The 14,251-nt window shown below is 64.3% G+C and carries 9 protein-coding genes and 1 pseudogene; all 10 read left to right on the top strand.

Annotated elements, in window-relative coordinates:
• Nucleotides 1–23: 23 nt before the first annotated feature.
• The 10 genes and pseudogenes from tagH to ITX55_RS16875 all read left to right on the top strand — a co-directional run bounded on the left by tagH (nucleotide 24) and on the right by ITX55_RS16875 (nucleotide 14,191).
• On the top strand, nucleotides 24–1,754 hold the full coding sequence (tagH, locus tag ITX55_RS16830) for a type VI secretion system-associated FHA domain protein TagH (protein WP_108681000.1): 1,731 nt from the start codon (nucleotides 24–26) through the stop codon (nucleotides 1,752–1,754).
• Nucleotides 1,754–2,526, top strand: a pseudogene (locus ITX55_RS16835) (PP2C family serine/threonine-protein phosphatase). Before tagH ends, ITX55_RS16835 begins: the two are co-directional and overlap by 1 nt.
• Before the next feature lie 29 nt (nucleotides 2,527–2,555).
• A complete protein-coding gene (locus tag ITX55_RS16840) occupies nucleotides 2,556–3,542 on the top strand; it encodes a hypothetical protein (RefSeq protein WP_033650844.1) in 987 nt (328 codons plus the stop codon).
• Nucleotides 3,543–3,557: 15 nt separating this feature from the next.
• Complete coding sequence (locus ITX55_RS16845; RefSeq protein ID WP_033643561.1) at nucleotides 3,558–4,379, top strand: type VI secretion system accessory protein TagJ; 822 nt, start codon at nucleotides 3,558–3,560, stop codon at nucleotides 4,377–4,379.
• A gap of 2 nt (nucleotides 4,380–4,381) precedes the next feature.
• Complete coding sequence (locus ITX55_RS16850) at nucleotides 4,382–4,957, top strand: type VI secretion system baseplate subunit TssE (protein ID WP_033650842.1); 576 nt, start codon at nucleotides 4,382–4,384, stop codon at nucleotides 4,955–4,957.
• A gap of 4 nt (nucleotides 4,958–4,961) precedes the next feature.
• Nucleotides 4,962–6,848: a type VI secretion system baseplate subunit TssF gene (gene tssF / locus ITX55_RS16855; protein WP_033643563.1), complete on the top strand. Its 1,887-nt coding sequence runs from the start codon at nucleotides 4,962–4,964 to the stop codon at nucleotides 6,846–6,848.
• On the top strand, nucleotides 6,845–7,915 hold the full coding sequence (gene tssG, locus ITX55_RS16860) for a type VI secretion system baseplate subunit TssG (RefSeq protein ID WP_108681002.1): 1,071 nt from the start codon (nucleotides 6,845–6,847) through the stop codon (nucleotides 7,913–7,915). Before tssF ends, tssG begins: the two co-directional genes overlap by 4 nt.
• A gap of 56 nt (nucleotides 7,916–7,971) precedes the next feature.
• Nucleotides 7,972–10,626 (top strand): type VI secretion system ATPase TssH, encoded by a 2,655-nt coding sequence (tssH, locus tag ITX55_RS16865; RefSeq protein ID WP_033643564.1) that lies wholly within the window; start codon nucleotides 7,972–7,974, stop codon nucleotides 10,624–10,626.
• A 49-nt stretch (nucleotides 10,627–10,675) separates the two neighbouring features.
• Nucleotides 10,676–12,121: a serine/threonine-protein kinase gene (locus ITX55_RS16870; RefSeq protein WP_099786046.1), complete on the top strand. Its 1,446-nt coding sequence runs from the start codon at nucleotides 10,676–10,678 to the stop codon at nucleotides 12,119–12,121.
• Between the two features lie 141 nt (nucleotides 12,122–12,262).
• Nucleotides 12,263–14,191, top strand: a complete 1,929-nt coding sequence (locus ITX55_RS16875) for a type VI secretion system Vgr family protein (protein WP_108681004.1) — start codon at nucleotides 12,263–12,265, stop codon at nucleotides 14,189–14,191.
• The last annotated feature ends 60 nt before the right edge of the window (nucleotides 14,192–14,251 follow it).

The following is a 14,251-nucleotide window of genomic DNA, read 5'->3' on the forward strand; positions in this document are numbered from 1 at the left end:
ATCCCTATCAGCAGGAATGCCTTATGCGATTTTCCATTGTAAAAAATAAAAGCGGCCAGGTTCCGCCGCAGAGCAGTTGCGATTTTCTGCCGCCGGGCGGCACCATCGGCCGCAGCGTGGACAACAACCTGGTGCTGCCGGACGAAGAGCGCGCCATTTCCCGTCTGCAGGCGATCGTGCACATTTCCTCTGACGGCGAATGCCGCATCACCAATCGCGGCAACGTCACCCGCGTGCTGCTGAACGATATTCCGCTGGAGCGTGGCCGCCAGGTTGAACTGCAGGATGGCGACGTGCTCGGCATCGACGATTACCAGATTGAAGTCAGCGCGCTGCAACAGCACGCCGCGCCGCAGGCTCAACCGGTGGCCAAGGCCGTTGCCGCTGCTGCGGCCCCTGCAGCCGCCGCCAAAGAAAAATCCGCCGCGCCGATCCCCAACGAAATCTGGGACAGCCTGGTGGAAGAATTTACGCCAAACGCGCCGACCGCCGTCACACCGCCGCCGATCGCCAATCCGGACAATCATCCGCTGCTGGATACCCCCGCTCGCGAGCTGAACCCGGCCGATCCGCTGGCGCAGCTGGCGGGCGATGTCGATCTGCGCCAATTGCAGCAACAGCAAACCGATCCGGCCGCCTTGTTCAACACCGACTCCACTTTTGAGCGTGAGCATATCCTGGCCGACACCACTCCCAGCGCGCTGCTGGCGGAGCAGGCTGCGCCACCGCGTCCGGCTCCCTCCGTCCAGAATGCGCAGCAACCGGAACAAGAGCTGGATCCGCTGGCGCTGTTCGGCGGTTCATCCGCGCCCGCTTCGCCAGAGACGTTAAACAGCAACGACCCGCTGGGGCTGCTGATGGGCGGCGCCGTGCCGCTGGCTCAGCCGGAGGAACCGGCACAACCGCCGTCCCCACCACCGGCGCCGATCGCCGCACAACCGCAAGCGCTGCGCCCTCAACCGACGCCGACGCCGCCGGTGCAGAGACCCGAGCCGCAACCCCAACCCGCGCCGCAGTTCAGCCAGCAGGAACCGCCTGCGCAACCTCCGCGCCCGCGCCAGGGCAACCGCTTGGGCATCGATCCGGTCGCCTACCAGTCCGCCCAGCGGCAGCACGCCGCCGCGCCGAATGGCGACACCTTGGAGGGGCCGCTGCTGACGGCGCTGTTGCAAGGCCTCGGTCTCGACGATCTGCAGCCGCAGCCGCATTTCGACGAACAACAGATCCGCCAGGCCGGCCGCCTGCTGAGCCTGTTCTCGCAAGGCACCGTCGCCCTGCTCTCATCCCGCTCGATCCTCAAGCGCGGCGTGAAGGCCGAGATGACCATGATCCTCGACGAGGCCAACAACCCGTTTAAACTGCTGCCTTCGGGGAAAACGGTGCTGATGCAGATGTTCGGCAGCCAGATGCCGGGCTTTATGCCGCCGGAACAGGCGGTGCGCGATGCGCTGATCGACCTGCAGGCGCACCAGCTGGGGATGATCGCCGGCATTCGCGCCATCATCGCCGCCATGCTGCAGTCGTTCAACCCGGAGCGCCTCGAAGAGGAAGCGCGCAAGGAAGGCGTGGCGCCGCGTCTGTCGCTGCCCGCCAACCGCAAGGCCGCGCTGTGGGACTACTTTGTGAAGAACTATCAGCAAACCTCCGGCGAGATCGAGGACGATTTCCACACCCTGTTCGGCGAAGCCTTCCTGCACGCCTATGACGTTGAAGTGAATCAATACAAAGACTCACAGACCAAACCGGACGCGTAATGAATATCACCATAGCCTCTACCTCCAATCAGGGCGGCCGCGCCTCCAACCAGGATCAGACCGGCGAGGTGCTCGGCAACCGCGCCGCCTGCTTCGTGGTGTGCGACGGCATCGCCGGTTTTCCGGGCGGCGATATCGCCGCCAAACTGGCGCGCGACACCATTTTGCAAAACTTCGACGGCGAAAAGCACCTGAACGCCCAGAGCATTCGTCAGCATATTACGCGCGCCAATGCCGCCATCCACCAGCAGCAGCGGCAGTCGGACGAATACAGCAAGATGGGCACCACGCTGGTCAGTCTGTTTATCGATCGCGATTACCAGTGGCCTACTGGGCGCACGCCGGCGACAGCCGCCTGTACCTGTTCCGCCGCGGCTACCTGCATGCCGTCACCACCGACCACAGCCTGATCCAGCAGATGCAGGACGCCGGTTATCAGACCAACGGCATCAACAGCAACCTGCTGTATTTCGCGCTGGGGCTCAACGAAGAGCGCGACGCCACCTACAGCGACGTGCTGCAGTTGGAAGACGGCGACGTTTTCCTGCTGTGCACCGACGGCTTCTGGCACAGCTTCAGCCAGGCCGAACTGGAACAGTCGCTGCACATGGTCAACTCCCCCAGCGAGTGGATCGCCCTGATGCAGCAGGCATGGAAGAAAAACAATAACAGCGATAACTACAGCGCTATCGCCGTCTGGATTGGCTCACCGCAGGAAACCACCCTGCTGCATTCGCTGGCGGATGCGGAACGGTTTCTCATCCGCGACTGAGTCGGCGCACATTCACAGCAAGGTTCACTATGAAATACTGGATGCCGGGGCTCGTCGCCCTGATGGCGGTACCGACCGCACAGGCGATGAACTATCGCCTGGTTTACTCCCCCAGCCAGAAGCTGGAAGTGTTTATCGATGACGTCAAGAACAGCAATCCGGAAAGCTGGTGCGGCAAAAGCATCCCGCTGCGCATCGTCTCGGCGCAAGGCAAAGATCCGGCCGTGTTGAACGACTTTCTGCCCCGCGTCGGCAATCTGCTGGAAAAGCAGTGCCCAAAAGCCGGTCATCTGCCCTGGACGCTGACCGACAAGCGCGGTGAGAAGCTGGCGACCGGCGAAGCCGCCAAAGCGCGCGGCTGGAAACCGGTGGTCAAACAAGAAACCGCCGAGCAGCCGCAAACCCCACCGCCGCCGACCATTCCTGCGGCGGTGGCCGTCACCTCTGCGCAGGCGGACACCGCGCCGCCACAGCGTTTCAGCCTGCCGCAGGGCTGCCACTTCCGCACCTTCTGGGGTGACGAAGCCACCGGCGGCGCGCTGTTCATTCCCGCCGGCGACGCGCTGCGCTGCGGCGAGGACGGCTGGCTGCAGGGCAGCGGCGCGGTCACGCTGCAACACGGCGGGCAAACCCTCTCGCCGACGCTGTGGTTCCTGCAAGGTTACCCGCTGGCGAAGATCAACGGCGGCGATCGTGCGCTGACCGTCGTCAGCGCCAACGCCCAACGGCTCATTTTGGGCGGCAACCCGCAGGCGCCGGGCAGCTTCCTGCTGCTGACCTTCGAACCGCAGTTGCATGCCTGGGCGTTCAACGGTGAAGCGATCGTTGAAATGCCGCGTGTCGACGCCGCCGACGAGACCAAGATCACACAGCGCGTGCAGCAGGCGCAAACCGCCTGGCAGCCGCTGCTGAGCGCCGCCGCCCCGCTGACCTTCAAGCTGGTGGAACAGTTGGCCGCAGACCGGGTCGATCCCGCCAGCGGCAGCTACCTGTCGGTTAACGGCGCCACTCACTGATTATAAGGAAAGCCTGTGAAATCATTAGCAAGCATGCTGCAAGGCCAGTCGATCGCCGCGGCCATCACCGCCGTCGAGAACGATATCAAGGCAAAACCGGCGGATGCCGACCTGCGCGCCGCGCTGGTGCAACTGCTGTGTCTGAGCGGCAACTGGACGCGCGCCAACGCGCAGTTGAAATCCTGGCAGGCGCTGAAACCGATCGCCCAACCAACCACACTGCTGCTGATGCAGTCGGTCAACGCCGAGCTGCAACGCCAGGCGGTATTCGCCGGCACGGCCGCGCCGACGCTGCTGCGGCAGGCGCATCCCTGGCTGAAACTGATGGTGCAGGCGCTGCATCAGGATGCGCAAGGGGCGGCCGAGCAGGCCCAGACGCTGCGCGATGAGGCGCTGGAGGCCGCCCCGGCCGGCGCCGGGCGGTTAATGTTGGCCGAAGGCGACCAAGAGCGGCAGCTGAGTTTCGACTGGCTGACCGACGGTGACGGCCGCCTCGGGCCGGTGTGCGAGCTGGCGCTCAACGGCGTTTACTACTGGGTGCCGTTTGCCGACATCGCCGCGATCCAGTTCCAGGCGCCACAGAGCGCCATCGATCTGGTGTGGAGCCATGCGCTGGTGCGCCTGACCGACGGCCGCGAACAGGTATGCCAACTGCCCGCCCGTTACCCGCTGCCCGAAGGCAGCGACGACGCGCTGCTGCTCGGCAAACGCACCGAATGGCAACCGCTGGGCGACGGCGCCCACTATGCGGGGCTGGGCCTGAAGACCTGGCTCAGCGAAAGCGACGAATTCCCGCTGCACAGCCTGCGGCAGTTGAGCTTCGACGCGAGCGCCTGACCATGAACGACAAGCGCCCCCCCCACTATGACGGCGGCGATCTGCGCCGCCAGGGCTATCGCTCTCGTCAGGACAGCGAACGCCTGACTTCACGCGACAAAATGCAGCCGGTGCTGCTCGATATGCTGACCGACGACGAACCGCAGAAAAAGCAGGAGGCGCAGGTGCGCAACCTGGTGTCGCACAGCGAGCTGCGCCGCCGGGTATTGCGCGATTTGCAGTGGCTGTTCAACTGCGTCAACAGCGAATCCAATCTGGATCTCGGCGATTTTCCGCAGGTGCGGCGTTCCACCCTGAATTACGGCATCGCCTCGCTGGCGGGCAAGCGCATGTCGGACATCGAATGGCTCGACATTCAGCGCGCGCTGACCGATTCCATCCTCCATTTCGAGCCGCGCATTCTGCCCGACGGGTTGCAGGTGCGCTGCATTTCGGACACCGGCTCGCTGGATCTGCACAACGTGCTGTCGATCGAAATCAAGGGCCGCCTGTGGTGCGTGCCCTATCCGCTGGAGTTTCTGTTCCGTACCGACGTGGATCTGGAAAACGGCCACTTCGATCTGAAAGACATAGGGTAAGGCGATGGACAGTAAACTGTTAGATTATTACAACCGCGAGCTGGCCTATCTGCGTGAGATGGGCGCCGAGTTCGCCGAACAGTACCCGAAGGTCGCGGGCCGTCTCGGCATGCGCGGCATCGACGTGGCGGACCCTTATATCGAGCGTCTGATGGAGGGCTTCGCCTTCCTCACCTCGCGCGTGCAGCTGAAAATGGACGCCGAGTTCCCGCGCTTTTCTCAGCGCTTGCTGGAGATCATCTACCCCAACTACCTGTCGCCGACGCCGTCGATGGCGATCGCCGAGTTGCAGCCGGACAGCAGTAAAGGCGATATCAGCAACGGCTTCGTGGTGCCGCGCGGCACCATGATGGACAGCCAGACGCTGAAGAAAAGCGGCATCACCTGCAGTTACACCACGGCGCATGACGTCACGCTGCAGCCGGTGCGCATCGCCGGCGTCGAGCTGGGCGGCATTCCGGCCGATATTCCGCTGGCCTCGCTGGGGCTGCAGCACAGCGGCTGCGTCAGCGCGCTGCGCATTCGGCTCGAGTGCTACGAAAGCGTGACGCTCAACAACCTGCAGCTGGACCAATTGATGTTTTACCTGGCCGGGCCGGACATGCAGGCGCAGCAGCTGCTGGAGTTGCTGATGCAGCACAGCGTCGGGCTTGTCTGCCAAACGGTGGAGGCTCAGCCGCAGCGGCGGGCGCTGGCGTTGGATGGGCTGCGACAGGAAGGCTTTGCCGCCGATCAGGCGCTGCTGCCCAACGATCTGCGCAACTTCGAAGGCTACCGGCTGCTGCAAGAATATTTCGCCTTCCCGGCGCGCTTCCAGTTCTTCAGCGTCAACGGCCTGCGCCCGCTGTTGCAAAGCGTGCGCGAAGGGAAAAAGGCGCTGCGCCAGTTCGAAATCGTGGTGCTGCTCGATAGGCACGACGCCGCGCTGGAACGGGTGGTCGACGTTGCCCATTTGGCGCTGCACTGCACGCCGGTGATCAACCTGTTTCCGAAAGTGGCCGAACGCATCGCGATCAACGAAAAGAACCACGAATACCATCTGGTGGTCGACAATATCCGGCCGCTGGATTACGAAGTGTTCTCGGTGCAGCGGCTCGGCGGCAGCGCCAGCGAAAAACGCTACGAGCAAGAGTTTCGGCCGTTTTACAGCACCCTGAGTGCGGACGATGGCAACTATGGCGCCTACTTCTCGCTGCGGCGCGAACAGCGCACGCTGTCGGAACACGCCCGCCGCTACGGCACCCGCACCGGTTATGCCGGTTCGGAAGTGTTCGTATCGCTGGTGGACGAACGGCAGTCGCCGTGGCACAGCGATCTGAAATACCTCACCGCCGACGTGCTGTGCACCAGCCGCGACCTGCCGTTGATGCTGTTGCAGCAGGATCAGGGCAATTTCGTGATGCCCGATTCAATCCCGATCAAGCAGGTCTCGCTGCGCAAAGGCCCTACGCCGCCGCGTCCGGCGCTGGCCGAAGGGATGATCACCTGGCGGTTGATCAGTCAGCTGCAGCTGAATTACCTCAGCATGATGGACGGCGATCCGGAACAGGGCGCTGCCAGCCTGCGCCAGCTGCTGGGGCTGTACGGCAACCTGAGCGAGCCGGCGATCGCTAAACAGATCCAGGGCGTGCGCCACTGCAACCTGCGGCCGGTCTATCGGCGAGTGCCTGAACCCGGCCCCATCGTGTTCGCGCGCGGCATCGCCATCGATCTGACGGTCGATGAGCAGGCGTTCTCCGGCAACAGTCCTTACCTGCTCGGCAGCGTGCTGGAGCGCCTGTTCTCGCGCCTGGTGGCGATGAACACCTTCACCGAGATGACGCTCTCCAGCCAGCAGCGCGGCGAGATCGCCCACTGGCAGGCGCGCATGGGCAAAAGGACGCTGATATGAACGCGGAGATGATCGCTACCGAACTGGCGCCGCCGCAGATCAACGCGCTGTATCGCCTGCCGGACGACTTCTGGCCGCGGCTGCGCAGCGCGCCTTACAAGCACGATCTGTTTCAATTGCTGCGGCGCATCGACGCCCAGGGCGGCCAGCCCTACCTGCTGGGGCGCGCGCCGCTGCCGCGCCACGAGATGCTGCGCCTGGGCCAGGAACCTTCGCTGTCGTTCGCGCCCTCCACGCTGGCGCAGGTGACGCCGCGCGCCAACAGCCCGCTGCACGACGTATCGATCTTCAGCTTCGGCCTGTTCGGCCCCAACGGACCGCTGCCGCTGCACCTGACCGAATACGTGCGCGAACGGGTGTACCACCATCAGGACACCACCCTGCTGGCGTTCACCAATCTGTTCCATCACCGGCTGACGCTGCTGTTTTACCGCGCCTGGGCCGACGCGCAGCCGACGGTATCGCTGGATCGCCCGGACAACCGGCGCTTCGACGAGTACCTGTCGAGCCTGATCGGCATCGGCCAGCCGGCGCAGCAAGAGCGCGACAGCATCAACGCCCACGCTAAACATTTTATGGCCGGTCATCTGATTCGCCACAGCCGCGATCCGGAAGGCCTGAGCAAAATTTTGCAGCAGTATTTCAAGGTGCCGGTGCGCATCGTCGAAAACGTGCCGCACTGGCTGCGGGTGGAGCCGCGCGAGCAGGCGCGGCTCAAGGCCGGACGCAGCGCGCCGCGGCTCGGCGAATCGGCCTTTCTCGGCATCGCGGTGCGGGATATCCAGCACAAGTTCCGCATCGAGCTGGGGCCGATGCCGCAGCAGGACTATGACCGCTTTCTGCCGGGCGCCGAGCTGTGCCGGCAACTGCGCGACTGGGTGCGCCAATACCTGGGCATCGAGTTCGTCTGGGAAGTCCGCCTGATCCTGGCGAAGGAACAGGCGCACGGCATCCAGCTCGGCGGCGCGCAGCGATTGGGCCTGAGCAGTTGGCTGGCCGACCATCGGCGACAGCGCGATCTCGACGATCTGATCTTCAGCCCTGAACCGCTGGAAAACCCGTTCTGACCCTATTTCGGCCGGCGCCCTGCGGCGCTAGGCCACTCTAAGACCTGAGGAAAACCATGTCTGAAATCAGCCGCTCGGTATTATTCGGCAAACTGGATAGCCTGTTATTCACCTCTCTGGAAAGTGCGACGGCGTTTTGCAAGCTGCGCGGTAACCCCTACGTCGAATTGGCGCACTGGCTGCATCAGCTGATGCAATCGCCGGACGGCGATCTGCAGCAGATCGTTCGCCACTTCGCGCTGGACGAGGCGCAGCTGGCGCGCGACATCGTCGAGGCGCTCGATCGCCTGCCGCGCGGTGCCAGCGCCATCTCCGATCTGTCCGAGCACATCGACAGCGCGGTAGAACGCGCCTGGGTCTATGGCTCATTGAAGTTCGGCGCGGCGCGCATCCGTGGCGGCCACCTGCTGCTTGGCATTCTGAAAACCTACAGCCTGCGCCACCTGCTGAAGGCCATTTCCCCGCAGTTCGAGCGCATCAACGCCGATCTGCTGATGGAACAGTTCGCCGCCATTACCGCTCACTCGGCGGAAAACGCCCAGGACGCGGCGGCGCAAAGCGGCGCCGAGCCCCTGCCCGGCGCGGCGCGCAGCGGTGAAAGCGTGCTGGCGCAGTATGCCCAGGATCTGACCGCCAGAGCGCGCAACGGCGAGATCGACCCGGTGGCCGGCCGCGATGAAGAAATCCGACAAATCGTCGATATTCTGATGCGCCGTCGCCAGAACAACCCGCTGCTGACCGGCGAGGCCGGCGTCGGCAAAACCGCCGTGGTGGAAGGCCTGGCGCTGCGCATCGTGGCCGGCGACGTGCCGCCGCAGCTGCGCGACGTGAAGCTGTGCCTGCTGGACATCGGCATGCTGCAGGCCGGCGCCGGCGTCAAGGGCGAGTTTGAAAAACGGCTGCAGGCGGTGATCGACGAAGTGCAATCCAGCCCGACGCCGATCATCCTGTTTATCGACGAAATTCACACCCTGATCGGCGCCGGCGGCGCCCAGGGCACCGGCGACGCCGCCAACCTGCTGAAACCGGCATTGGCGCGCGGCCAACTGCGCACCATCGGCGCCACCACCTGGTCGGAATACAAGAAATACATCGAGAAGGATCCCGCGCTCACCCGCCGTTTCCAGGTGGTGCAGGTGCACGAACCGAGCGAAGACAAAGCGCTGCTGATGCTGCGCAGCACCGTCAGCCCGCTGGAGCAACACCACCGCGTGCTGCTGCTGGATGAAGCGGTGGACGCCGCGGTGCGGCTGTCCCATCGCTATATTCCGGCCCGCCAGTTGCCGGACAAGGCGGTGGCGCTGCTGGATACCGCCTGCGCGCGCGTGGCGGTCAGCCAACATGCCGAGCCCGCCCAGGTCGAAGACTGCCGCCACCGCATCGATGCGCTGCAGATAGAGTTGGATATCGCCCGCCGCGAGGCCAAGGTCGGCATCGGCGATCCCCTGCGCCCGCAGGAGATTGAAGCCCAATTGACCGCGCTGCGCCAGGAACTCGAACAGTTGACCGAGCGTTGGCAGCAGGAGCTGGCGCTGATCCAGCAGATCATCACGCTGCGCGCCCAACTGCACGCCCAAGAAGAGGCGAGCACCGACGAAGAGACGCAAACGCGCCCTGATGCCGACGCGCTGCGCGCCCAATTGGGCGAACTGCAGCAGCAGCTGAGCGCGCTGCAGGGCGAAGCGCCGCTGATCTTCGCCGCCGTCGACGCCAACATCGTGGCGGCGGTGGTGGCCGACTGGACCGGCATCCCGCTGGGCCGCATGGTGAAAAACGAGATTGAAGCGGTGCTGCAGCTCTCCGACACCCTGAATCAGCGCGTCATCGGCCAACGCCATGCGCTGGATCTGATCGCCCGCCGGGTGCGCACCTCACGGGCGCGCCTGGACGATCCGAACAAACCGGTCGGGGTATTCCTGCTGGCCGGGCCCTCCGGCGTCGGCAAAACCGAAACCGCGCTGGCGCTGGCGGAAACCCTGTACGGCGGCGAGCAGAACGTCATCACCATCAACATGAGCGAATTCCAGGAGTCGCACACCGTTTCGACGCTGAAAGGCGCGCCGCCCGGCTATGTCGGCTACGGCGAGGGCGGCGTGTTGACCGAGGCGGTTCGCCGCCGTCCTTACAGCGTGGTGCTGTTGGACGAGATCGAAAAGGCGCACCCGGACGTACATGAAATCTTCTTCCAGGTGTTCGACAAGGGCTGGATGGAGGACGGCGAAGGCCGTCATATCGATTTCCGCAACACCATCATCATCCTGACCTCCAACGTCGGCACCGATCTGATCGCCGGGTTGTGCAGCGATCCGGAGCTGCTGCCGGAGCCGGAGGCGCTGAGCGGCGCGCTGCGCCAACCGCTGCTGTCGGTGTTCCCGGCCGCCTTGCTCGGCCGCCTGCTGGTGGTGCCGTATTACCCGCTGACCGACGCCACGCTGGGCAACATCGTGCGCCTGCAATTGGGCCGCATTCAGCGTCGCCTGGCGGAGAATCACGACATCGTCTGCACCTTCGACGACGCGGTCATCGAGCAGATCGTCAGCCGCTGCACCGAGGTGGAGTCCGGCGGCCGCATGGTCGACGCCATCCTGACCAACACCCTGCTGCCGCAGATCAGCCACACCCTGCTGACCGGCAGCGCCAACGACCAGCGCTATCGCCAGCTGCATATCGCGCTGCAGAACAACGAATTCATTTGTCAATTTCAGGCATAACGCCGCGGCCGCCGAGAGGGCGGCCCTTTGAACACAGAGAGTCATCACTATGTCGGGAACCGGGATAACCAAACCGAATTCGAACAGCCTGCCGAGCGGCTATCGATTCAATGAATTCGAGATCCAGGAAGCGATCGGCGAAGGCGGCTTCGGCATCGTCTACCGCGCCTACGATCACCAACTGGAACGCACCATCGCCATCAAGGAGTACATGCCAACCTCGCTGGCGAAACGCAACGACGATCTCAGCATCGGGCTGCGCGGCGAACGCTTCGGCAAAACTTTCCAGGCCGGGCTGAACAGCTTTATTCAGGAGGCGCGTCTGCTGGCGCGCTTCTCGCATCCCGGTCTGCTGCACGTGTTGCGCTTCTGGGAAGAGAACGGCACCGCCTATATGGGCACCCAGTTTTACAGCGGCACCACGCTGAAAAACCTGCAGGCGCAGCAGCCGGAGAAAATCGACGAGGCGTGGATCCGTCGGCTGCTGCCGCCGCTGTTCAGCGCCATCAACACCATCCATCAGGAAGGCTATCTGCACCGCGACATTTCGCTGGATAACATCCAGATCCAGGAGAGCCAGCTGCCGGTGCTGCTGGACTTCGGGTCGGCGCGCAAAGAGATCGGCAACCTGTCGGACGAAACGGAGATCATGCTCAAACCGGGCTTCGCGCCGATCGAGCAGTACACCGAGAACAGCGACGGCGAACAAGGGCCGTGGACCGATATCTACGCGCTCGGCGCCGTGCTGCACACGCTGATCGTCGGTTCGCCGCCGCCGGTCAGCGTGGTGCGCAGCATCGAAGACAGCTACCAGCCGCTGACCGAGCGCCGCCCCGCCGGCTACTCGCCGGAGCTGCTGCGCACCGTCGATCGCGCGCTGGCGCTGAAGCCGGAAGACCGCCCGCAGACCATCGACGAAATGGCCGAGCTGTTGCATCTGCCGATCGCCGATGAAAACGAAATCATCAGCACCCCGGCCGCCGCGCCGGAGAACTTGCTGGTCGCCGCCAACCCGGCCGCCGCTGCGGCTGCAGCCGGCACCGTTACCGCGCGCGGCACCCAATTCTCGCGCCCGATGATGGCCGGCGCCGGCGTCGCCGCGCTGCTGGTGATCGGCGCGATCGCCTGGCTGAGCGGCGGCAAGGACGATGCCCAGGCCGTCGCTCAAAACAGCGAGGCGTCACCGGCGCAGAAAACCCTGACGGAGCAGCCGAGCGCGCCGCAAACCGCGCAGCCTGCGGCGGCGGAACCTGAAAAAGCGGCGCCGCCGGCGCAACCGGTGGCGTTGGTGTACTTCAAACTGCAACCGGGTGAGCAGGTCAGCCTCGACGGCAAGCCGCAGCAGGTGACGCCGGGCGAAAACGGCTTCGCCAGCCTGAACCTGGCGCCGGGCCGCTATCAGCTGGAGATCCGTCACAACGATCGGCTCCGCCGCCAGCAGCTCAGCATCGACACCGCCGGCACCTGGCTGGTCAACCCGGCCACTGCCGGCTAATCCCGTTCTGAAACTCCGCCTCGGCGGGGTTTCCCCTGTTTCATGAGACTGACGAGCAACTGCCCCCTCATTGGCCGCGCGGCAAGGCCGCTGCAACGCCGGAGTATGCAGGGCATGACGTCAATCACAGAGGACGTTCTCATGTTGGATCGCATTATTGCGCACACGCCGCTGGGCCAGGAGCAACTGCTGTTTCGCTCGCTGGACGGTATCGAAGCGCTTTCCACTCCTTTCGACTTCTCTATTGAATTGCTGAGCACCGACGCGCGCCTCGATCGCAAAGCGCTGCTCGGCCAACCGCTGACGCTGGAAATTCCGACCCAGGGCTTTCTCAGCGCCCCGCGTTACCTGAACGGTAAGATCACCGCCATCGCCGTCAGCAGCGAAGAGATCGGCGGCACGCGCTACGCGGTGTACAACCTGCACGTGCAGCCGGATCTGTGGCCGATGACCAAAGACCGCAATTTCCGCATCTTCCAGGAACAGACGGTGCCGCAGATCGTCAAGACCCTGCTGGCGGAGCACAACGTGCAGCTGGAAGATCAGCTGACCGGCGACTATCGCCTGTGGGGCTACTGCGTGCAGTACAACGAAAGCAGCTTCAACTTCATCAGCCGCCTGATGGAGCTGGAGGGCATCTATTACTATTTCAAACACGAAATGGGCAAACACACGCTGGTGCTCGGGGACGCCCCCCACCATCACCAGCCCTATCCCGGCTATGAGATGATCCCCTACCACCTGACGCCGTCGGGCGGCAGCACCAGCGAGGAAGGCATCAGCCAGTGGACGTTGTCCGATCGCGTCACACCGGGCATCTACAGCCTGGACGACTACGATTTCCGCAAACCGAACGCCTGGCTGTTCCAGGCGCGGCAAAACCCGGTCTCGCCGACGCCGGGGCAAATCGACGTTTACGACTGGCCGGGCCGCTATACCGAGCATCAGCAGGGGGAGTTCTACGCCCGCGTGCGCCAGGAAGCCTGGCAGGCCGAGCATCAACAGATCCGAGGCACCGCCACCGCCATGGGCATCGCCCCCGGCAGTACCTTCACGCTGTATAACGCCCCGCATGCCGACGACAATCGCGAATATCTGACGCTGCAGGCCAGCTACCATCTGAAAGAGAATCGCTACGCCAGCGGCGACGATCAGAGCAGCGAACACCGCATCGACTTCATCGTCCTGCCGGCGGACGTGCCCTGGCACCCGCCGCAGCAGGCTACCTGGCCGAAAACCCACGGACCGCAGACCGCCCGGGTGGTCGGCCCGGCCGGCGAATCGATTTGGACCGACAAATACGGCCGTATCAAGGTGAAGTTCCACTGGGATCGCTTCGGGCCGAAAGACGACGGCAGCTCCTGCTGGGTGCGCGTCTCCAGCGCCTGGGCCGGCCAAGGCTACGGCGGCGTGCAGATCCCGCGCGTGAACGACGAAGTGGTGGTGGACTTTATCAACGGCGATCCGGATCGGCCGATCGTCACCGGGCGCGTCTATAACGAAGCCAGCATGCCGCCGTGGGCGCTGCCGGCCGCCGCCACCCAGATGGGCTTTATGAGCCGCACCAAGGACGGCACCGCCGACAACGCCAACGCCCTGCGTTTCGAAGACAAGGCCGGCGCCGAACAGGTGTGGATCCAGGCGGAGCGCAACATGGACACCCAGGTGAAAAACGATGAAAGCCACACCATCGCTAACGACCACACGCATCTGGTGGGCGGTAACCAGATCAAACGGGTGGTGCTTAATCAGGCGACCGGCGTCAAAGGTGAATCCTCCGCGCTGACCGGCAAAACGCGCAGCGACGCCGTGGTCAATGCCTTTACCCTCGGCTCCGGCGAATCGCTGCGGCTCGAGTGCGGCGAAAGCGTGATCGAACTGCTGGCGGACGGCCAAATCAACATCACCGGCACCAGTTTCAATATCACGGTAAAAGAGGATGGCGCGATCAACACCGGCGGCCAGCTGGATCTCAACCAGCCTGGCGGCGCCGCGCGCACCGCCGCACCGGGCGGCGGCCATCAGGCGGCAATCCAGAGCGCCGTCGATCAGCTGTTCCCTAAAGAGTAGGTAATTGGTACGCCGGGAAAGCCGGTTAACGCCGCCCCTCGGGCGGCGGCAGCGGCGCCA

Origin of the sequence: Serratia sp. EWG9, from assembly GCF_019913725.1 — a bacterium.
Classification (GTDB): Bacteria; Pseudomonadota; Gammaproteobacteria; order Enterobacterales; family Enterobacteriaceae; genus Serratia; species Serratia ureilytica.

Bases quoted from the DNA above. Each gene is read 5' to 3' on its own strand.
- tagH (WP_108681000.1), top strand. From the start codon at position 24: ATGCGATTTTCCATTGTAAAAAATAAAAGCGGCCAGGTTCCGCCGCAG.
- ITX55_RS16840 (WP_033650844.1), top strand. From the start codon at position 2,556: ATGAAATACTGGATGCCGGGGCTCGTCGCCCTGATGGCGGTACCGACC.
- ITX55_RS16850 (WP_033650842.1), top strand. From the start codon at position 4,382: ATGAACGACAAGCGCCCCCCCCACTATGACGGCGGCGATCTGCGCCGC.
- tssF (WP_033643563.1), top strand. From the start codon at position 4,962: ATGGACAGTAAACTGTTAGATTATTACAACCGCGAGCTGGCCTATCTG.
- tssG (WP_108681002.1), top strand. From the start codon at position 6,845: ATGAACGCGGAGATGATCGCTACCGAACTGGCGCCGCCGCAGATCAAC.
- tssH (WP_033643564.1), top strand. From the start codon at position 7,972: ATGTCTGAAATCAGCCGCTCGGTATTATTCGGCAAACTGGATAGCCTG.
- ITX55_RS16870 (WP_099786046.1), top strand. From the start codon at position 10,676: ATGTCGGGAACCGGGATAACCAAACCGAATTCGAACAGCCTGCCGAGC.
- ITX55_RS16875 (WP_108681004.1), top strand. From the start codon at position 12,263: ATGTTGGATCGCATTATTGCGCACACGCCGCTGGGCCAGGAGCAACTG.